Annotated in this window: 19 protein-coding genes; 13 read left to right on the forward strand and 6 right to left on the reverse strand. The window is 46.0% G+C overall.

Annotated features, from left to right (window positions below):
* Positions 1–19: 19 nt before the first annotated feature.
* Both ACYZ97_RS01755 and ACYZ97_RS01760 read right to left on the reverse strand, forming a co-directional pair.
* On the reverse strand, positions 20–1,243 hold the full coding sequence (locus tag ACYZ97_RS01755) for an MFS transporter (protein WP_473299786.1): 1,224 nt from the start codon (positions 1,241–1,243) through the stop codon (positions 20–22).
* A complete protein-coding gene (locus ACYZ97_RS01760) occupies positions 1,236–1,514 on the reverse strand; it encodes a hypothetical protein (protein WP_473299787.1) in 279 nt (92 codons plus the stop codon). Before ACYZ97_RS01760 ends, ACYZ97_RS01755 begins: the two co-directional genes overlap by 8 nt.
* Positions 1,515–1,706: 192 nt before the next feature.
* Between ACYZ97_RS01760 and ACYZ97_RS01765 the strand changes: the two genes are divergently transcribed.
* The 8 genes from ACYZ97_RS01765 (at position 1,707) to ACYZ97_RS01800 (ending at position 8,281) form a co-directional block, all read left to right on the forward strand.
* Positions 1,707–3,278 (forward strand): phospholipase D family protein, encoded by a 1,572-nt coding sequence (locus ACYZ97_RS01765; protein WP_473299788.1) that lies wholly within the window; start codon positions 1,707–1,709, stop codon positions 3,276–3,278.
* A 141-nt stretch (positions 3,279–3,419) separates the two neighbouring features.
* Positions 3,420–4,916 (forward strand): IMP dehydrogenase, encoded by a 1,497-nt coding sequence (gene guaB, locus ACYZ97_RS01770; protein ID WP_473299789.1) that lies wholly within the window; start codon positions 3,420–3,422, stop codon positions 4,914–4,916.
* Positions 4,917–5,004: 88 nt separating this feature from the next.
* Positions 5,005–5,619: a glutathione S-transferase family protein gene (locus ACYZ97_RS01775; protein WP_473299790.1), complete on the forward strand. Its 615-nt coding sequence runs from the start codon at positions 5,005–5,007 to the stop codon at positions 5,617–5,619.
* A gap of 1 nt (position 5,620) precedes the next feature.
* Entirely contained in the window at positions 5,621–6,328 is a 708-nt protein-coding gene (locus ACYZ97_RS01780; RefSeq protein ID WP_473300605.1) for a helix-turn-helix transcriptional regulator, read from the forward strand.
* Between the two features lie 38 nt (positions 6,329–6,366).
* Positions 6,367–6,753 (forward strand): VOC family protein, encoded by a 387-nt coding sequence (locus tag ACYZ97_RS01785; RefSeq protein ID WP_473299791.1) that lies wholly within the window; start codon positions 6,367–6,369, stop codon positions 6,751–6,753.
* Positions 6,750–7,175, forward strand: a complete 426-nt coding sequence (locus ACYZ97_RS01790) for an EVE domain-containing protein (RefSeq protein WP_473299792.1) — start codon at positions 6,750–6,752, stop codon at positions 7,173–7,175. Before ACYZ97_RS01785 ends, ACYZ97_RS01790 begins: the two co-directional genes overlap by 4 nt.
* 336 nt (positions 7,176–7,511) lie before the next feature.
* Positions 7,512–8,078, forward strand: a complete 567-nt coding sequence (locus tag ACYZ97_RS01795; RefSeq protein ID WP_473299793.1) for a DUF2975 domain-containing protein — start codon at positions 7,512–7,514, stop codon at positions 8,076–8,078.
* On the forward strand, positions 8,078–8,281 hold the full coding sequence (locus tag ACYZ97_RS01800) for a helix-turn-helix domain-containing protein (RefSeq protein WP_473299794.1): 204 nt from the start codon (positions 8,078–8,080) through the stop codon (positions 8,279–8,281). The genes ACYZ97_RS01795 and ACYZ97_RS01800 overlap by 1 nt, the downstream gene beginning before the upstream one ends.
* Before the next feature lie 79 nt (positions 8,282–8,360).
* Here the strand turns inward: ACYZ97_RS01800 and ACYZ97_RS01805 are convergent, their stop codons facing one another.
* Positions 8,361–9,284: a hydrogen peroxide-inducible genes activator gene (locus ACYZ97_RS01805; protein WP_473299795.1), complete on the reverse strand. Its 924-nt coding sequence runs from the start codon at positions 9,282–9,284 to the stop codon at positions 8,361–8,363.
* Between the two features lie 168 nt (positions 9,285–9,452).
* Positions 9,453–10,325: a universal stress protein gene (locus ACYZ97_RS01810; protein ID WP_473299796.1), complete on the reverse strand. Its 873-nt coding sequence runs from the start codon at positions 10,323–10,325 to the stop codon at positions 9,453–9,455.
* A 297-nt stretch (positions 10,326–10,622) separates the two neighbouring features.
* On the opposite strand from ACYZ97_RS01810, the gene ACYZ97_RS01815 reads away from it, so the two are divergent.
* From ACYZ97_RS01815 to ACYZ97_RS01835, 5 genes are read left to right on the forward strand one after another with little or no spacing between them, the layout of a single operon-like run.
* Positions 10,623–13,826, forward strand: coding sequence for a DUF2339 domain-containing protein (locus ACYZ97_RS01815; RefSeq protein WP_473299797.1), 3,204 nt, complete (start codon positions 10,623–10,625; stop codon positions 13,824–13,826).
* The gene (locus ACYZ97_RS01820; RefSeq protein ID WP_473299798.1) at positions 13,826–15,226 is read left to right on the forward strand and encodes a DUF3999 family protein; all 1,401 of its coding nucleotides are present in this window, start codon (positions 13,826–13,828) and stop codon (positions 15,224–15,226) included. Before ACYZ97_RS01815 ends, ACYZ97_RS01820 begins: the two co-directional genes overlap by 1 nt.
* Before the next feature lie 35 nt (positions 15,227–15,261).
* Positions 15,262–15,402, forward strand: a complete 141-nt coding sequence (locus tag ACYZ97_RS01825; protein WP_473299799.1) for a hypothetical protein — start codon at positions 15,262–15,264, stop codon at positions 15,400–15,402.
* Positions 15,403–15,414: 12 nt separating this feature from the next.
* On the forward strand, positions 15,415–16,701 hold the full coding sequence (locus ACYZ97_RS01830; protein ID WP_473299800.1) for an RsmB/NOP family class I SAM-dependent RNA methyltransferase: 1,287 nt from the start codon (positions 15,415–15,417) through the stop codon (positions 16,699–16,701).
* Positions 16,701–17,294: a 5'-methylthioadenosine/S-adenosylhomocysteine nucleosidase gene (locus ACYZ97_RS01835; protein WP_473299801.1), complete on the forward strand. Its 594-nt coding sequence runs from the start codon at positions 16,701–16,703 to the stop codon at positions 17,292–17,294. The genes ACYZ97_RS01830 and ACYZ97_RS01835 overlap by 1 nt, the downstream gene beginning before the upstream one ends.
* Before the next feature lie 33 nt (positions 17,295–17,327).
* Here the strand turns inward: ACYZ97_RS01835 and ACYZ97_RS01840 are convergent, their stop codons facing one another.
* Complete coding sequence (locus tag ACYZ97_RS01840) at positions 17,328–19,154, reverse strand: hypothetical protein (RefSeq protein WP_473299802.1); 1,827 nt, start codon at positions 19,152–19,154, stop codon at positions 17,328–17,330.
* Positions 19,144–19,665: a GNAT family N-acetyltransferase gene (locus ACYZ97_RS01845; RefSeq protein ID WP_473299803.1), complete on the reverse strand. Its 522-nt coding sequence runs from the start codon at positions 19,663–19,665 to the stop codon at positions 19,144–19,146. Before ACYZ97_RS01845 ends, ACYZ97_RS01840 begins: the two co-directional genes overlap by 11 nt.
* Positions 19,666–19,744: the final 79 nt, after the last annotated feature.

A 19,744-nucleotide genomic window follows, 5' to 3' on the forward strand; every position in this document is an offset into this window, starting at 1 on the left:
GAATAGAAAGAGGGGCGGTTTAAAGACCGCCCTTTTTTGTGTCTGCTGTTTTCAGTCGATAATGAAAGAAAGCCGCTATCAATAATACAGCAGCGGTTGTGAAAAAGACCCACTGCATACCGAAATGGCCGCTAATATAACCACCCATGACAGGACCGGTTACTTGTCCTACATATTGGGCCGAGACAGAAAGACCGAGAATAGCGCCTAGTATGTTTTCAGGTGCATGAAGACGCAGGATAGACGTGAGCGAAGGAATAAGACCGCCTAATGCCAGTCCCATTAGGAAACGTAACAAGGCCAATTGCCATGCACTGGTGACAAAGGCTTGGGGTATGAGCAGCAGGGCGCAGATAATCATAGCGCCGATAAGTACCGGCCAATGACCGACACGGTCGGCTAGCCGCCCAAGAAAACTTGAAGAAAGAGCCGAGCCGAGGGCCGCTAGGGACATAATGATACCTGCCCACAGGGTGACTTCGTGTGTTTGAGTGATCAATGTCTGGACATAAAGTGTAATGATCGGTTCGATCGACATATTGGCAAAAGTCAACAGACTGCCTGTAACCAGCATGGTAATGACTATGGTTTTTGCCGGAATGGTTTGCCAGAGTTTTACCTTTTGGTTTTTCTCTTGCTGGCGACGGTTTTTAAACGTGGTTTTATCTTCATGGATGAAAAACGAGGTTGCTAGAAAAGTGATGAAAATCAATCCGCCAACCAGCCAGAAACAGGCGCGTATTCCGATATAGTTAGGCAGGATGCCGCCGATCAGGGGACCGACAAAATTACCTGCCATAACAGCTGAAGATATAATGCCCAAGGTCCAGCCGGTTTTGTTTTTGGGAGATTGGGTAGCAGCCAGAATGGCGGCTCCCGAGGCATAGCCGCCAGCAAGGCCGGTAAATAAGCGAATGGCAACAAGCTGCCATATATTGCCGGCCATCCCCATAAGTGCAATGGCAATCGCCATGCCGAAAGATGCGCGTACCAGCATTAGTTTACGACCATATTTATCCCCTAGGCGTCCCCATAAGGGCGCGACAAGGGCGGCGGCAAAAAAGGTCGCGCCATAGGCAATGCCCGACCATTTGGCGATGGCCGCATGGTCATGGATGCCGAGTTCTTTTACGTAAAGTGGCAAGAAGGGGAGGAGCAGTGTCATGCCGATAATTGTGGTGAAGGCACCAAAGGCGCTGACATAAAGGTTCTTACGCCAATGGATTGTACTATCTTCAGACATTTGGGTTCATTTTTTTCTGCAGGTGGCAAATCTGTGTTTTGCGCCCTGTAAGGTTCCCGTTGGAGTCACGTTTCTTGATCCAACGGCAGCCTTCATTCTTAGGCTTTTTATCGTAAAGATAGATTTTGGCATTTTTTTTAGATGAGAAAGTACGGTTGGAAAAATCATGTCCGCTAACCCTGACATTATGACCAAAACGGACTTCAGCCTGTGCCGCTGTGACCAAGAAGAAAAGACCCGATACGGCTATTGGGATTATAAACTTTTTCATCGGTCCGGTTTCATATGGATGGTTTATAGCAATCAAGTATCTGTTTCGGTACAAAACATTAATCTTTACTTGAAAGCAATTGAATTCGGCCAGATGCATGATCTTTATCAATAAGTTGGTAAGAGGACTTTAAATCTCTATATTGGATGCCATGAGGTCTTTATAAGAATACTATGTTGGAATGAGGATGCCTTGGATATCTTGAAGATCATTGTCGGTGTAGCTGTTTTTTTTGTGCTGGCATCCATGTTGGCTGTTTATGCTTATGGTCGTTTTGCCAAAAGCGCCCGTGGTATGGCGTCATATGCTTTGCCTGTCGGGGATGATGTAACAGCGCTTGATAAAAAATTGCAACGATTGGCGATGAAAGAAGAAGGATTGGGTATCGACGTCGATGGTCTTTCTCTCATTATTTCCAATCTTGATGCTTTTGCAGCACGTGCGGTAGCAGCGTCCATGGCGGGGCGCAGTCTCGATTTGATGTATTATATATGGGATGATGATCTTACCGGCCGTTTGCTTTTGAACGAGGTTGTTGATGCTGCTGACCGTGGGGTGCGGGTGCGCATGTTGCTTGATGATATTAATGCGCAGGGGCGCGATCCTGCCTATGTTGCTCTTGACCGCCATCCTAATATTGAGGTGCGCATGTTCAATCCCGGGCGTGCACGCCATGGTGGATTGCGTCGCGGTCTGGAAATGGTATTGCGGGCACTCACTGTGACAAGGCGCATGCATAACAAGGCGTTTATCGCAGATGGACGTGTTGCCTTTGTCGGTGGTCGTAATATAGCTGATGCCTATTTCGATGCCGGAAAAATGTCGAACTTTCGTGATCTGGATGTCATGTTGGTGGGACCGTCGGTAAAAAAAGTCGAGACTATTTTTGATGGTTTTTGGAATAGTGAAGTGGCGCTGCCAATCCATGCTTTAAGTGTGCCGGGGAAAAAACGTGATCTAGCGCATTGGCGTAAAGAGCTTAAACAGTTCCGCCAGTCGGATAAGTCCAAGCCTTATCTTGATTATATTCATGCCCATATTTCATTTGAGCATTTTTTGAAACCGGACCGACGGTTATTTCGCGCTGAAAAGGTTGATGTTCTGTCCGATCCGCCAGAAAAGGCATTGGGGGGCAAGCCTGAAAATTGGTTGATGGGCATATTTATGCCGATGATTTATGGTGCGAAAAAGAGTCTGCAACTGACATCGCCCTATTTTGTGCCGGGAGCATCGGGCAGTGATCATCTTTGTAAGCTGGCGGCAAGCGGAACAGATGTCAAAGTTTTGACCAATTCATTGGCAGCAACCGATGTTGCTGCGGTTCATGGTGGTTATAGCCCTTATCGGCGCAAATTACTTAAAGCTGGTATATCGCTTTATGAACTGAAACCCGATGGTGGCACCCATCGCTTGCGGTTGTTTGGTTCCGGGCGTGCTAGTCTTCATACCAAAGCCTTTCTGATTGATGGTTATACGGCTTTTGTCGGCTCATTCAATTTTGATCCGCGTTCGGCTTCTCTTAATACTGAAATGGGTGTTCTTTTTGAATGTCCAGAAATTACTCAGCGCATGGATATGCTTTTTGCCGAAGAGATAACCGGTGAGATGAGCTATAAGGTGATGCTGAATGATAAAGGGCGGCTACAATGGCTTTATATGGAAAACAAGATAGCTAGAAAAACCACGCATGAGCCGGAAAGCCGTATATGGCGTCGGGCTTTTGCAAAACTTATCGGCTGGCTGCCAATCGAGTCACAATTATAGTTTATCGACTGTTTTTTATCGCTTTGCTCTTTCCAATTGCGTTGAGCCGTGTTACGAACCAGCGCCAATCCATAATAATTATACGCTTATTGCACTACCCTGATTTGGAGGCGATATCGGCGTTCAGCAAGGATAATGGCCATGGCAAAAATCATTGATACAGCAACCGGCGCTCTCGCCCTCACTTTTGATGACGTGCTTCTTCAGCCCGGCCACTCGGAGGTCATGCCCGGACAGGTTGATCTCAAAACTCGCATTGCCAGAGATATAGAACTTAATATTCCACTTTTGTCTGCCGCGATGGATACTGTAACGGAATCACGTCTTGCTATTGCTATGGCGCAGGCAGGCGGTATCGGTGTCATTCATCGTAATATGACGCCGTCAGAACAGGCCGAGGAAGTTCGTCAGGTTAAGAAATTTGAATCCGGCATGGTCGTCAATCCAGTCACTGTCGGCCCTGATGCGACTTTGGAAGAAGCCAAGACGGTTATGAAGGCCAATGGTATTTCTGGTATTCCTGTGGTGGAAAACGGGGGTAAGGGGGTGCCCGGCCGTCTGGTTGGTATTTTGACCAACCGTGATGTGCGCTTTGCTTCTAATCCCAAGCAGAAAATCTATGAATTGATGACGCGCGAAAACCTTATCACTGTACGTGAAAATGTGAGCCAAGATGAAGCCAAGAGATTGTTGCACCAGCATCGTATTGAAAAACTACTGGTTGTTGATGCGGAGGGTCGTTGTACCGGTCTTATTACGGTCAAGGATATTGAAAAGTCGCAACTTAATCCACATGCGTCGAAAGATGCCCATGGCCGTTTGCGGGCCGCCGCTGCAAGCACCGTTGGCAAGGATGGTATGGAGCGCGCCGAGCGTCTGATTGATGCCGGTGTTGATGTTCTTGTCATTGATACGGCGCACGGTCATTCTCAGCGTGTTCTGGATTCGGTGAAGGAAATTGCCAAAATGGTTGGCAATACGGCGTTGATTGCCGGTAATGTTGCAACGCCTGAAGCAACAAAAGCGCTGATTGATAGTGGGGCCGATGCGGTCAAGGTCGGCATTGGTCCGGGCTCGATTTGTACCACCCGTATTGTTGCCGGTGTCGGTGTGCCACAGCTTGCCGCCATTATGGGGGCGGTTGAAGTCGCTGAAAAGGCTGGTATTCCGGTTATTGCCGATGGTGGCATTAAATTTTCCGGTGATCTGGCTAAAGCCTTGGCTGCTGGCGCACGTGCTGCTATGGTCGGCTCATTGCTGGCTGGTACTGAAGAAAGCCCCGGCGAGGTTTATCTGCATCAGGGACGTTCTTTTAAAGCCTATCGTGGTATGGGATCGGTCGGTGCCATGGCACGTGGTTCGGCAGACCGTTATTTCCAGGCCGAAGTGCGTGACGAGTTGAAGCTAGTCCCGGAAGGTATCGAGGGGCAAGTTGCCTATAAAGGGCCTATCGCTGGTGTCCTACATCAATTGGCTGGCGGTCTTCGTGCCTCTATGGGCTATGTTGGAGCCAAGACATTGGAAGAATTCCGCGAAAAGGCAACCTTTGTGCGTATTTCCAATGCGGGTTTGCGTGAAAGCCATACGCATGATGTGACCATCACCCGCGAAAGTCCGAATTATCCCGGTAGCATATAAGCGTCATTAAAATCGTCAAGACATGCACCCTGCTGACAGAAATTGACAGCAGGGTGTTTTATTGGTCAATGTGTTCAATAAAGGAAACATGATGACTGATTTAATTTTTTATACCCATCCTCAATCGCGTGGCTGCACCATTCGCTGGATGCTGGAAGAATGTGGCGCAAAGTATGAAACGCGGCTGCTGCAGTGGGGTACCAGCATGAAAGCGCCGGACTATTTAAAAATCAACCCGCTTGGCAAGGTGCCTACCATTGTCCATAAAGGGCATGTGGTGACGGAACAATCGGCTATTGTTGCCTATCTTGCCGATCTTTATCCCGAGGCAAAACTTGTACCTGAAAACCGTGCCAGTTATTACCGTTGGCTCTTCTTTATGGCGGGGCCTTTTGAAACCGCATTTATGGATAAAGCGCGTCAGATTGTTGAAAATCCGCAAATGGAAATTGCGCTTGGCTATGGTTCATTGGATCGTAGTATTAAAATGTTGGAAGACTGGTTGAAGAACCGAGAATTTATTGCGGCTGACCATTTTACCGCAGCCGATCTTTATGCGACAGCATGTTTTGATTTCGTCAAAAAACGTGGCTTAATTCAAAGTAATATTTTTGATTCTTATTGTGTGCCTCATTTAGAACGTGCTGCCCATAAGCGTGCGGTTGAGATGGATGCGCAAGAGATGAAAGAGATGGAGAAATAATCTGAGCCGCGCTGCCCGTCTTTTGCAATTGATGGATATTCTGCGCCGTCATCGTTATCCGGTGGCGGGGCAGGTGCTTGCGGATGAATTGAATGTCAGCCTGCGCACGCTTTATCGCGATATTGAGAGCCTGAAGTGCCAAGGTGCTGAAATTGAAGGCGAAGCGGGGTTGGGTTATGTTCTAAGACCCGGCTTTATGTTGCCGCCGATGATGTTTTCACAAGAAGAGATTGAAGCGCTGGTGTTGGGATCGCGCTTTGTCGCAGGGCGTACCGATGAGCCTTTAGGTTTGGCGGCGCGTTCGGCGCTTTCCAAGATCATGGCGGTTTTGCCCGATGATTTACGTCGCCAATGTGATGACAATGGTTTGTTGATGGCGCCGTCATGGCGTGAACGTGGGGAAAGATATCTGCCGCAATTGCGCGCAGCCATTCGCGGGCAAAAGAAAATCCGGATAGATTATGAAGATGGGGAAAGCCAGAAAAGCACCCGTATCATCTGGCCTTTTGGGTTGGCATTTTTTGATAATGCATTGTTGGTCATGGCATGGTGTGAAATACGCGCCGATTTCCGTCATTTTCGCAGTGACCGGATTGCCCACCTTGAAGAGGTTGGAGAATCTTATAAAATCCGTCGTGCAGAATTGTTGCGTCAATGGCGTGAACAATTGAATCTCCCACTTGAAAAATTCACTGCTGCCGGAAATTGACAGCAATCTCCTTTATGCAAGACATAAAGGAGATTGCCATGTTCAAACCGTCCAGCCTTATTCTCTATGTTGATGATGTCGAGAAAAGCACGCAATTTTATTCCCGCATTCTACAGGCAGAACCAGTTGAGATGTTTGAAGGTTTTTCTGTTTTTGCCTTTGGACAGGATTTTACGCTGGGCCTACAGGATCGACATTCGATTGATCCGCTGCCGGAACCACATAATGGTGGTATGGAAATCTCCATGAGCTATGCAACAAAAGATGAGGTTGATAGGCTTTATAAGGCTTTTCTCAATCTTGATATGGGTATTGCATTAGAGCCGGTCCTGTTGGATTTTGGCTATACATTTGTAGCACTTGACCCCGATGGCCACCGTTTGCGCGTTTGTGCGACCGATACAAGCAATGTGAAAATGCTATGAGCCGATATTGGCTGGCAGTTGCTTCTGCCGATCATGTGGCAATAGGAATAGCAGGCGGATTTTGCCAAGTCTGTCATGGCAAAAAGGCACCATTGCAACGCATGAAAAAGGATGATGGCATTGTCTATTATTCTCCATCACGTGTTATGGGGAAAAAGGACGGGCTGCATTCCATCACGGCTATCGGATTTCTCAGGGATGAAAATACCTATCAGGTTGATATGGGAAACGGCTTTCTACCTTATCGCCGTGACGTCGATTGGCTACCATCACAGAGGGTCGCCATCCATCCTTTGTTGCAAAGTCTGACCTTTACCCGAGGCAAACAGAATTGGGGCTACGCTCTGCGTTTTGGAATCATCGAAATTGGGAAAGAAGATTTCATATTGCTGCAAGATAAAATGCTATCTGGCTGTTTGTGAGTTACGGTTTCTTCATTCAATCTTTCTCTCATAACTAACATGATCATAAGCTGTAACCAATTGTGTTTGGCTGTAAGGGGGCGTGGATCTTTCCGGTTTTTGTCAAAAGCGCTGGGCCCGCATGACGAAATGATAGCCCTTCTACTCAGCAGCACATTTGTGCATATGCGTGGGATCAACAGAAAATAACGCATGGTACAGCGTTCTTTAAAATAGGGTGTTTTGAATATGCGAGGACTTCTGCATGATAATAATTTTAAATTTATCAGATAATAATTATTGTAAAGCAATAATTATTAATTTATATACAATATATTATTTTTATGGAGATGTATTATGGATGAACCTTTATCTGTTTCGGTGCCGGTGAAATGGCCTTTACGGTTGGTCAATTCTTTATTTCTAATATTGCCTTTAGGATGGGCTTCTTATTGGGCAACGAGTAGTCTTGATCAGCTTTCTTACGATTTTCTTGCCAGTGGAGGCTCTCTCTTTGAGTTTGGTTATCAAGGCGTGGTTATAATCAAAGGCGCTGAAACACAGGCCCGTTGTTTGGGGAGTCTTGTGTCTTTTCTTGGCCTTTTGCCAGTACTTTACGGATTTTATCAGTTACGTGTTCTTATCGTATTGTATGGACGTGGTTGTTTTTTTACCGCCCAGCATGTGAGAGCATTTCGCAAAATTGCTTGGTGTTTTATTGTTTATGCGCTTATTGGTATAGTTCAGACACCCCTTATGAGTTTTGTCTTGACGATGGGCAATCCTAATGGTGACCATGTTATCAGCGTTGGATTTGGATCGGATATCTTTATTCCATTTATGATAGGTTTTATTTTATTGCCATTTACCCATGTCATGGCGGCAGCACAAAAAATGGCTGAAGAACAGGAGCTGACAATCTGATGGCGATTATTGTAAGGCTGGATGTGATGCTGGCCAAACGCAAGATGCGTTCTAACGAGTTGGCACAGATAATCGGCATTACCGAAGCCAATCTGTCATTGCTCAAATCCGGTAAGGTCAAGGCGATCCGGTTTTCAACATTGGAAGGCATATGCAAAGCTTTAGATTGCCAGCCCGGTGACTTGTTGGAATATGAAACCTGAATTGGACAGTCCACTTGCCTTTTCAAGAGGGCTGCCTTTTTGGGTGTGGCTAGAAGGGCGATTTAGCCCTAAGGAAACCCTATGGGAAACTCGGTTTGATATAGGCATGGGCTTCGTTTAAAATTCCTTCGGATATACTGGCTATAAGTTTGGCAAGACGGACAAAGTCTTTATGTCGAGGGCTTTTGGCGCGCCAGTACAGGTTTATTTCACGGCTTGGCAACGGTGCCTTGAATGGCCATATAGCCAATGAAGCATCACGGTTTTCGGTTTTTATGGCGATCTGGGGAATGAGTGTGATTCCAAGATCATTGGCAACAAGTTGAACAAGCGTGGAAAGGGATGAAGCCGATATATTACGTTGGTATAGTCGACGATTACACACTTGCAGTACTTGGTCACGCAAACAGTGCCCTTCTTCAAGCAGGATAAGGTTTCGCTCATCAATATCCTGAATGGTTATCGGTATGGCTTGGGGTTGCTCTATGCTTTTGGCTGTTGCCAGAAAAAAGGGATCGTTGAACAAATGCTTGCTGGCCATTTCATCGTAGAATGGAGACGCAGCAATGACCGCATCAATTTCCCCTTCTTGTAATTGGGCAGCTAATTGTTCGGTTTTGGCCTCATGAATTTCAAATGTCAGATTGCTCATGTCTTTGGAGCAGGCTGGTAATAGTGATGGCAGTAGATAAGGCGCAATTGTTGGAATAACGCCCAGCCGAAAGTGGTGTTTTAGTTTCGGACCATCGGTGTTTATAATGTCATTGAGACGCACCATGCGTTTGAGAATATCGCTGATTGGCTCGGCAATCTGACGCCCTAGAGGGGTAAGGATAATGCCTTTGCGTGTTCGTTCAAACAGGGCATTTCCAGCGGTTTTTTCCATTTCGGCAATTTGCACCGATAAGGCTGGTTGTGAGATAGAACAGGCCTCTGCAGCCAGCTTGAAGTTGCCATGGCGTGCCAAAGCCTCGAAATAACGTAATTGACGAAGTGAAAACATGATAAGTAAATCTTATCAAAAATAATATAAAAAACAATTGGAGTTTATGAAAGACTTATTGGATAAACAGGATATCCCGAAACAGATAGTGGTCTGGACTTGCCGGAAGATCAGACCCTTCATAGGAAGCTGGGTGTCCCCCGCCTTTCAGCTTCCTGTTTCGGGTGTTTAAGGCCGGTCATTTAGATCTCTTACAATCAGTACCGGAACGCTGCTGTTGATAATAATATTCTGACTCATGGAGCCGAAAAAGAAATTACGCAATTTGGAATGGTTGTACGCGCCCATGACAACCAGATCGACAGATTGGCTATCAATAGCATTCGAGATCATATTTTCAACCGATTCCGCTGCCCGCAGTGATTGTGGATTACGCCCGGTCTTTTGTAATTTTTCCATATGTTCGTCAAAGCTTTGCTCAATCTCTTTATCCATTTTTCCGGCCATGGAGAGGATCGTATTGGTATCTTTAAAAAGCGGACTGGTGCAGATGAAGTCGACAGCTTTTTTAATAAGCGGACCGCCGTCAAATGCAATCAGCACATTGCGGATAGGGCGTATAACTTTAGAGGCAACCAGAATGGGTTTTTCACTTGAGCGGACAACCATTTCAAAATGGGCGCCCAGACGGCGTTGTTGCTCATTGGCATCTTGTCCTCGTTTGCCTATAATGACCAGAGATGATTTGGGCGCATAGACATCAAGGGCATCAAGCAGATCATCATGGCGCAAACGTGGATCTATGTCTTCTATGTCATGGCGTTTTATATAGCTAACAGCATCATCAAGTACGGCGTGTCCAAGCTTTTGTGCCAGCCGTGCCTTTACCAATTCGATATTATTGAATTCTTGGATCAGTTCATTTTGTTGTATATCATTGCCACTTATGCTGGTGGGTAAAGATACATTGTTTGTTTCTCTATCAAGAAGATGCAGCAGCCGGATGGGAATATTTAACTGTTTCGATGACCATATGGCAAGATCACATACTGGCTTTGTATAAGGTGATGCGTCAATCAATCCCAAAACTGAATCAGACATTCATTCTCCTCCATGGTCTATCCTTGCGATGAGGCATCCAAGGGATATAATAGCATGCCGAAGTTTTTCGGTATGTGTCTTTTATCATAGTCCAGAATAATAAAATCACAAAGATATTTAAACCGAATGCTTTATTGAAAATGCTCATGTCGATTATATTCCAAGTGCTCGAATGCTATAGATAAGCAAGTCATGAGGATGGAAGCGGATGACATACTCCTTTTTGACATTATTATTTTAGCCATTTAGAAGGCTGTAACGGCATTATGCTGTTATGTTTTTTAGATGGATTTTTTCATGGATTTATATGCCATCATTTTTGGATTGTTCATTGGCTTTGGTATCTTTTGTGCCCTGATCGGATCGTTGCTTCTATATTTTATCATGAATGCCGGACTAAAGCGGCGTCAGCAAAAAATGGAAGAGGATCTTATTGATCAGATACGTAGAATTAATGTGCTTGAACGGCAATTGTCGGATTTGATGGATGTTCATGTAAAGGGTAGGGATGCGCGGCAAAATGAAAGCGAAACTGCAGTTATGCAAATAGCGTTCGAGCCCGTTGCTAGCGAGGCCGTAAAGAGTAATGATGTCGCGGAAATTATAGCGACCGATAACGATATAATCATTACTGAGCAGGAGACTGAAAACAAGCCTTCGCCGCCTGCTTTCGACTCTCCATCAGAAGAACAGATTTCATTTAAGGAGGAGCCTGTTGAAAACAGGGTTGAGCAAGAAAGTCGTCCTGCTACTCCCGGTTTGATGAGCAAAGCTATTCTTTGGATCACGAAGGGCAACCCGATTTTGAAAATCGGTGCGATTGTCTTGTTTTTAGGGCTTGCCTTTTTGTTGCGCTATGTCAGCCAGCATACCTATTTCCCGATTGAACTGCGCTATGCAGCCGTCGCCCTTGCTGCTTTGATACTGACTGCGGTGGGGTGGTTTGTGCGCCATAAGAATGCGCATTATGGCCTGATCTTGCAAGGTCTGGGTGTGGGTGTTTTCTATCTGACGACTTTTGCCGCCATTAAGATGCATCCGCTGTTGCCGCCGCAATTTGGTTTTATCATTTTGGTTGTGGTAACGGCAGCCGCCATCCTTCTGGCATTGTTGCAAAATGCAATGCCGCTGGCTTTAGCCGCTAGTCTTGGTGGTTTTGCGGCCCCTGTTTTGGCGTCAAGCGGTGGTGGCAGCCATATTGCGTTATTCAGCTATTTTGTTCTTCTGGATATAGCTATTTTGGTTATTGCTTGGTTTAAGGCATGGCGACCGCTTAATCTTGTCGGATTTATTGGTACATTCTCAATTGGATTAGCGTGGGCTATGAAGGGATATGATCCATCCCTCTATTTTAGCACCCAGCTTTTTCTCATTTTCTTTTTTCTTCTTTTTATTGCTGTGGCGCTTTTGTTCGCCCGTCGTCGTCTGCTCGAAAGTATCAGCACGGGCGGGAATGTTTTACAAGGCTTGGCAGAGGCTGCCCGTCAGACCCATTATGTTGATGGCTCTCTCTTTTTTGGTGTGCCGATTATCGGTTTCGGTTTGCAATATACGCTGACAAAAGACTTTGCATTCGGGCCGGCCTATTCGGCATTGATATTGGGGCTTTTCTATATAGCCTTGGCCTTCGGCGTCTTGAAACGCGGACAAGGCACTTTGCAACTGCTCTTTGAAACCTGTCTTGCATTAGGGCTTATCTTTGCATCCCTTGCGGTGCCCCTAGGCTTTGATGCTGAATGGACCTCAGCCATTTGGGCTGTTGAAGCCGCTGGCATTTATTGGTTGTCTTTACGCCAAAATCGGTTGCTGTCGCGTCTATTTTCATTGCTGCTGCTAGCCGCTACTTTCTTTAGCTGGCTAGGTACATTCTATGCAGGTGGCGAAACGGTATTGGGAGCGTCAAAACTTGGTGGCGTTCTTCTAGCGGGCAGCCTTTTATTTTCTTGGTGGCAGGCGCATCGTGTTGACCCATCTCGTTTGCAGGCTTTTGAAAAGCCAGTTTCTGCGGGGCTATCTATCATGGCAGTTGTTGTCATCGGTTTGCTGCCATCCGTGTTCTTTATGCATGACAATGCGACAATGGCGACAACAATTCTTGCTACAATCCTGTTGGTACTCGCTTTGAAAGAAAATGAAATCGTTATGGCGGCCAGTGCGTGTTTTTTCCATGTCTTTGCCGGATTTATCATGATGACGGGTATTTCTGCTTTTGCATTGTATGCGCACTTTCTGCCCGCTTTTGTTTTGAGCCTCAGTCTTTTGGTCAGCGCGGCCATGCTTTTTGGCCGCGATATGAAGACCAATCCGGTTGTCAAGGGACTGGAAATTGCCGTTTTGATCTATATGGTTATGGCTTCGGGCTTTACGATTGTTGAGACGCTTGATTATGGTTCTGTCGGTCTGCCGGTTGTGCATGGAATGCTTGCCATGTCGCTTGTCGCTATCGCGGTCTGGGCGGTTCTTGCTTTTATACTGCGTTGGCGGTTACTTGCCAATCTTGCCTTATTACTCGCTCCTTATAGCTTTGCATTGCTTTTCCTCTCTTTCGGGCACCTTTTCTTCCTCTATATGGGGGTAGGCTATTATGGGAATTTTTATAATTATCAGCCTTTTGCTTATTGGGGATGGTTGTTATGGCCTCTTGCCGTTGTCATGCATGGTGTTTTGCTTGCCATCTTGGCGGATTTAGGTGACAGCAGGATTCTGCGTATTGCCCATATTGGCGGTGCATTTTTAATCACTTTGCTGATTTCTCTGGTCTTTGGCGGCATGCTGATTGATACGGTGGGTGAATTCAATGCATGGCGCTGGCTTGGTTGGGCGATGGGGCCGGTTATCTATCTTCTGGCCGTTTCCTTTACCGATAAAAGCTGGCCGATGGATATGGATGAAAAGGCTTATAACTTGATTGCCGCTACGCCGATTGCGACAGTAACGTTGCTATGGTTATGGTTTGCTAATATTATCAATGATGGCAGCGCCGCACCGATCAGCTATATGCCAGTGTTCAATCCACTTGATCTTGGGCTTTTGGCCTCGCTCGTTACACTTATGGTGTGGACGTGGCGCTATGCGCTGGGGGTAATAATCGGGCGGGCAGTGGCCGCCAGCCTTTATGGAGCCACAGGTTTTGCGGTGCTTACAGCTATGATTTTGCGCAGTGTCCATCACGCAAGCGGAGTTTTTTGGAATTTTTCAGATCTTATGTATTCCAATGTGGCCCAGACGGCACTGTCAATTGTTTGGGCAATGGTTGCGCTTGCCGCTATGCTTATCGGCTATAAGAAAGGCTGGCGTATATTATGGATAAGCGGTGCTATTTTAAGTGGTATTGTTGTTGTCAAGCTTTTGGCAATTGATTTGGGCAATAGCGGTACGATGGAACGTATTATTTCCTTTATCGGGGTTGGTATATTGATGCTGATAGTCGGTTATTTTGCCCCCTTGCCGCCGAAGGATGCCGACAAGTCCGAACTGCCATTCTTGAAGGAGGATAATTGATGCTCCGTTTTCTTGTGATAAGCCTTGGTATGTTTTTTTCCCTCACAGCAATACCAATACAGCTTTATGCTGCCCCTTATAAGGCCGAGCTTGCAACGACAGGCGAGGGGCCATGGTATGTTTTGCCTCTTGATGCCAATATGCAGTTTATGTCGGCAAGTCGTGGATTAGGTGATATCCGTATTAAGGATTCGAATGGCAAGGTACAGCCTTATGCATTTTATGTTGCAAAGGACCATGCAAATATTCAGCGCAGTGCGCTGATTCAGGCTGAACTTTATCCTCTTTATCAAAATGGAAGTGGTAACAATGGCGGTTCGAATCTCTCGGTCTTAAAACGGGGAGATGATATTTCTATTTCGGTCAATCATGACCCAGGAAATCGCCATGGAGGTAGTAAATCTCGGTTGCAGGGCTATGTTTTCGATTTGAAAAAAACTGTTTCGGGAATTGTCCGTTTTTCTCTTGATTGGAAACCTGAAAAGGACGGTTTCTATCCATATCGGCTGGAGATTAGTGATGATATGGTCAATTGGCGGCTGATTGCGAATGACCAGCTATATCGTTTGTCCAATGACAAGAATGTGCTGGATCAAAAATGGATTTCATTGAATGAAACCAAAGGCCGGTTTTTACGTCTGTTTTGGCAAAATGATGGAAATGCACCTATTGTCAGCAAGGCAACGATTGATCATCTTATAATGCCGCAAGATGAGGCAATACAGTCGATTACATGTGTGGAAGCTTTGCGCCAGAAAGGCGACGGATATAACGGAAAAGAAGTCTATGAAGTTTCTTTGGGCGTCCCTCATCTTATCCAGACATTAAAAGTCCGTATGCCGGATGGTTATTTTTTAGCGCCCTTCAAACTTTACGGTAAATATGGCGCGTCATATAATGATTGGACGCTTTTGCGTGAGGGACGTTTCTATCAGATAAAGGGAAAAAATGGCGATCAGGAACGTCTCGATAGTGTCGAGCTTCCGGCAAGTGAAATTTCGGCTTTGCGGATCGAGATTGATCCGAGAGGTGGTGGCCTTGATATACAAAAATTGCCTCTTGAGCTTAGTCTAAAGACGCAAAATTTGATTTTTCTTGCACGTGGTACAGCGCCTTATACAATGGAAATCGGTTTTCCGGATCAAACGCCCGCCGCTCTTTCCTTTGAAGATCTCGTTCCAGATGCCGATAATTCAGGTCTTTCCGATCAGCGTATCGGTATGGCACATATTGCCGGTCCACTTATTCCGATTGAAATGGCAGGAGCTCCCGTTGAAGAACCGGCATCGGAAAACTGGAAACGTTATATCCTTTGGGGCGTATTGGTTATCGGCGTTGCTTTTTTGGTGCTTATTGCTTTCCAACTTATGCGCCAGTCAGATAAGAATAAAGGCGTATAAAAAGAAAAAAGCAGGTGTATGCACACTCTATATTGATGGATAAGATGCTGTTTGATTATGCGCTGGACATGATATTTCAGTCAAGATATGCCTTTGTCGTTTATGGTGTTTCAGCATTATTGATGATTGCTAAAGATAAATTTTTCTCATCAAAAGCCATGACGGACAAGCAATGATAGGATTGAATAATGCGATTGGGCGGACGCCTTCAGGCGGCAATTGAAGTTCTGGAAGAGATTGAGGGGCGTCGACGTCCTGCAGCCGACGCCTTAAAGGACTGGGGGCTGTCACATCGTTTTGCTGGTGCCGGTGATCGTGCGGCTATTGGCAATATTGTTTATGATGTATTACGTCGTCGTTTGTCATTGCAATGGCGCATGGATAGCGAGGTGGTGTCGGATGCTGCTTTTGGCGCATTGCTTGATGATGGTGGTATGACTGTCGATGAATTATCCTATACGTTTGCCGATGATCGTTTTGCCCCTACTTTTTTGGATGAAAACCAAATAAAGGCATGGCAGCAACGCAAACTGGAACAAGCGCCTGAGCATGTTCAGGCTGACTGTCCTTTATGGTGCGTTCCATCATTTCAGGCTTCGTTTAGTGAGCATTGGATTAATGAAATATCGGCAATGGCTTCCCGTCCGCCTTTGGACTTGAGGGTCAATTTTTTACGTGCCAACAAAGACCGGGTGTTGAAAGAGCTTGGTGCTTCTGGCGCCGTTGCTGTTGAATGGTATGATGAAGCCTTGCGCATTGCTCCGATCAAAGGACTTGGCCGCCATCCCAACGTACAGGCCGAACCAGCTTTCCAGAAGGGCTGGTTTGAAATTCAGGATCTAGGCTCGCAGGTTGTCGCTTATCTTTGTGACGCCACAGCGGGGCAGCAGGTTTTGGATTATTGTGCCGGTGCTGGTGGCAAAACGATGGCTCTTGCCAGTCATATGGATAATCGCGGACAAATTCATGCCTATGATGCGGAAAAAGCACGTCTGGCACCAATTTTCGATCGGCTGCGGCGTGCTGGCGTGCGCAACGCCCAGCCCCATGCCAATATTGAGGAATTGGCTACGCTAGAAGCATCAATGGATATGGTCGTTGTCGATGCGCCTTGTACCGGTACAGGAACGTGGCGTAGGCGGCCGGATGCCAAATGGCGTTTGTCGGAAGGACAGCTTGAAAAACGTGTTTCAGATCAGCGTGATGTACTTGATAAGGCCTGCCAATACGTCAAGAAAGGCGGCAGGCTTGTCTATATTACATGTTCGCTTCTTCGTGAGGAAAATGACATGCAGCTGATGGATTTTCTGGCTCGCCATAAAGATTTTGCACCGGTTGATATGAAGGGTTTGTGGCAGCATAAAATGCATAGTAATGCGCCTTTTCCTTTCTTTTGCTCCCATGGTCTTGTTCTTTCTCCCCGTCAGACAGGAACAGACGGTTTTTTTATTGCTGTTGTGGAAAAAAAGAGCTGATGCTGCTCGATGTTGGCAATAAAAAAATACTGTTTTTGATGGCGGTTGATCTTGAATATGGTGATTGCCTTAGAAAGTTGTTTAAGCCGTTATTTATAGGTGTCGGTCCTGTCGAGGCTGCTATCAATACAACAAAGGCCCTGGCCGCTTTGAAAGCGGAAGATAATTTGCCTGATTATATCATTTCTCTCGGCTCTGCGGGTTCTGCAAAGCTTGATCGTTGCAGTGTCTATCAGGTGCAAAGTGTTTCATGGCGCGATATGGATGCCTCGCCTTTAGGCGTTGAAAAAGGCGTTACGCCTTTTCTTGATCGCCCTGCAGTTATTTCTATGCCATGTCTATTAAATGATTGTCCAAAGGCCAGTCTTTCGACAGGTAGCAATGTCGTGACGGGGCGTGGTTATGATGCTATTGATGCCGATATGGTGGATATGGAAACCTATGCGGTTTTACGGTCTTGCCAGGCATATGATGTGCCGCTTCTAGGGTTTCGTGGTATCTCTGATGGACGCGATGATTTGCAACATGCCCATAGCTGGCGTGAATATTTGCATATCATTGATGAAAAACTCGCCAATACGGTTAAAAACTAATGGACCGGATTCAATAGTGTTTTATTGCCAATCTCATTTGGCCGCTATATCCAGAAATAACACTTTTCCATTTTGTCCTTTTTCCAAACTCAGTCGACATGTTTGCAGCTTTTCATCAATCGGTTCGTGGCGGCTCGTCGGCTTGCCAAGAAAGTTTAATGTAAAGTCTCCGTCTATTGCTATTTGGCTGGCAACCAATATCAGGCGGTGATGTCCTGTTTGTGTAGGGTTGAACTGTTGGCAGATGGCATTTGATACAAAAAAGCGCGCTCCCTTATCGATGCTGACGGGGCCATCAATTGCCATCAAAGGTGTGTCATAGGCTTTTGACATTACAGATTGCGGACTCCAGATGCGCTCTAATGTTATAATCGCATTGGCTCCAAATTGCGCCTTTCCCTTAATAACAAGGGGGGGGGCGGGCATGTTTGTCTCTTTTTCTTTAACGCTCCTGCGGGCGGGTGAGAAAATATTAAGCACCACCTCGCCACCAGTTTGGTTGAAGTTGCTATTTTCAAAATAGAGTGCGCGTGCCGTTATATCGGTTGTATTGAGTTGGAGAACGCCGCCTGTCTTTTCGAACGTCGAGCCTTGCATATAGAATCCGGTAGCATGACTGCCGACATTGAATTCCAGACTGCTATTATCGGCTTGCGAGAAAGTCATGTCATAAAAGTCGTCTTTATCGGTTTGCTCGTTTTCAGTTTTTTCTGGGGCGATATAAAATCCATAAGTATTTTTACCATTTACGGTCAATGTCATGGATGCAGAGTTGGTTTGACGAACAAATGAACCGGCAGGGGTAATATGGAAGCCGATACTATTGTCACCTTTGATTAGCATTTCGATACGGGCGTTATCGCTTTGCTTGAAATCAAACCGTGTATTGCCAATAAGACCGGTGGCGCCATCATCGATATTTATTCGCATTTTGGCGTTGCCCGATTGGCTAAATCCTCCGCCGTGATTAAATAAAAATGCCGTTGAGTTTTTTCCCTTGGTTGTCAGTTCCGCTTGTCCGCGACCATTTTGGTCGAAATGACTTTGATAGAGACCAGTGCTAAAATCAAGAATACTCCCTCCATTGACAGAATTGCCACGCAAATAGCCCTGCTGCGTAAATATGGTCTCTGAGCCAAAAGCAAGGCCGGTTGCATTGTCGGCTTTGATGATAAGACGGCCATCTTTTTGCCTGTATTCTGCGGCGTCTTCTACCAGATCACCTCCATCAAAATCCATGCCTCGGCCTTTATTGCCCACATTGATATCGATCAGGCTGGTGCCGGATTGAATAAATTTTGTACGTGTCATACCTGCACATGAAAAGCCGATGCCTCCCATAATATTCATGCGGACTTTTATGTTGTTTTGAATTTGGACTGTATGAGCACTTTCACATTCAACGGCAATAGCATCTTGTGCCTGCAAGTTGATCTCGCCGCTTGAAAAAACACTGTCTGTAGGGCCAAGATAAAGGGAAACATTATTTTTCCCATGGGCAATGACAGCCATCTTTCCGCCGTCGAGCAGAATGTTTAATGGGTTATATAATACACCGTTTGCAGGATAGGCTTTTGGTTCAATACGCAAAGTCGTATCCGTGCCGATGTGGATTCCAGGTGAATAGCCTTGCACTTCTTGTTGGCGTTCCTCGACTATATAAGTGCCGGTTTTAAGGCGGTAGACGGTGTCAAAGTCATCATCTGCTTCACCCTTTTCGTGCCCGGCGTAGTCATAGAGTGTTTTCGTGTTGACTTGTATCGTTGGCTGTATTGCTTTGGGTGCTGCGTCAAGCGCATGGAGACAGGTACCCATAGAAGTGGCAACAAGCAATCCTAATACGTGTTTTCTAGAGATCAAAATCAATCTTCCCTGTGATATTGCGCAATGCATCAGGAGTAAGTTCGAGTGCTTGCACGTAGCGGGCAGGAATGTCCTGCATGCACGTTATATTGAAATCTGTTGTTGGGCGAAATCCGAAACGGCTATAATAGTCCGGATCGCCGAGTACGATAATGGACTTGAAACCCATTTCTTCGGCACGTTTAATACCTTCTTTGATCAGCGCCGAGCCAATATGTTGATTGCGATGTTCCAATTGCACACTGACTGGTGCCAGAAGCAGCGAAGGCAATGCCGGAAAATTGTCGCGTTTGATATTGAAGCGGGTCAGCATCATATGGCCGATAAGCATGGTGTTGTTTTCTGCAACAAGCGATAGCTGTACAATATAGGCGTGACTATTGCGCAAGCGTTTATACAGGTCCTGTTCATCGCCATCGCGTACATTTGCTGTTTCAAAGGCGGTTTTAATCAATTGATAGATTTCGATGCTGTCCTTATCTGTTTCTGTGCGGATTACAAAAGTCATCGTGCCTTACCCTTGCGAAAAAAGTTATTCTCCTTCATAGATCGGATATCATTTTTTAAAAAGTTTTTTAATGGCAGTT

The sequence above is a fragment of the Bartonella sp. bp_1 genome (assembly GCF_055808085.1).

What these genes read in the sequence shown, in the direction of transcription:
- ACYZ97_RS01820 (WP_473299798.1), top strand. Translation starts at nt 13,826, where the DNA reads ATGCTCCGTTTTCTTGTGATAAGCCTTGGTATGTTTTTTTCCCTCACA.
- ACYZ97_RS01760 (WP_473299787.1), bottom strand. Translation starts at nt 1,514, where the DNA reads ATGAAAAAGTTTATAATCCCAATAGCCGTATCGGGTCTTTTCTTCTTG.
- ACYZ97_RS01815 (WP_473299797.1), top strand. Translation starts at nt 10,623, where the DNA reads ATGGATTTATATGCCATCATTTTTGGATTGTTCATTGGCTTTGGTATC.
- ACYZ97_RS01805 (WP_473299795.1), bottom strand. Translation starts at nt 9,284, where the DNA reads ATGTTTTCACTTCGTCAATTACGTTATTTCGAGGCTTTGGCACGCCAT.
- ACYZ97_RS01795 (WP_473299793.1), top strand. Translation starts at nt 7,512, where the DNA reads ATGGATGAACCTTTATCTGTTTCGGTGCCGGTGAAATGGCCTTTACGG.
- ACYZ97_RS01825 (WP_473299799.1), top strand. Translation starts at nt 15,262, where the DNA reads ATGGATAAGATGCTGTTTGATTATGCGCTGGACATGATATTTCAGTCA.
- ACYZ97_RS01810 (WP_473299796.1), bottom strand. Translation starts at nt 10,325, where the DNA reads ATGTCTGATTCAGTTTTGGGATTGATTGACGCATCACCTTATACAAAG.
- ACYZ97_RS01755 (WP_473299786.1), bottom strand. Translation starts at nt 1,243, where the DNA reads ATGTCTGAAGATAGTACAATCCATTGGCGTAAGAACCTTTATGTCAGC.
- ACYZ97_RS01830 (WP_473299800.1), top strand. Translation starts at nt 15,415, where the DNA reads ATGCGATTGGGCGGACGCCTTCAGGCGGCAATTGAAGTTCTGGAAGAG.
- ACYZ97_RS01835 (WP_473299801.1), top strand. Translation starts at nt 16,701, where the DNA reads ATGCTGCTCGATGTTGGCAATAAAAAAATACTGTTTTTGATGGCGGTT.
- ACYZ97_RS01785 (WP_473299791.1), top strand. Translation starts at nt 6,367, where the DNA reads ATGTTCAAACCGTCCAGCCTTATTCTCTATGTTGATGATGTCGAGAAA.
- ACYZ97_RS01800 (WP_473299794.1), top strand. Translation starts at nt 8,078, where the DNA reads ATGGCGATTATTGTAAGGCTGGATGTGATGCTGGCCAAACGCAAGATG.
- ACYZ97_RS01775 (WP_473299790.1), top strand. Translation starts at nt 5,005, where the DNA reads ATGATGACTGATTTAATTTTTTATACCCATCCTCAATCGCGTGGCTGC.
- ACYZ97_RS01845 (WP_473299803.1), bottom strand. Translation starts at nt 19,665, where the DNA reads ATGACTTTTGTAATCCGCACAGAAACAGATAAGGACAGCATCGAAATC.
- ACYZ97_RS01790 (WP_473299792.1), top strand. Translation starts at nt 6,750, where the DNA reads ATGAGCCGATATTGGCTGGCAGTTGCTTCTGCCGATCATGTGGCAATA.
- guaB (WP_473299789.1), top strand. Translation starts at nt 3,420, where the DNA reads ATGGCAAAAATCATTGATACAGCAACCGGCGCTCTCGCCCTCACTTTT.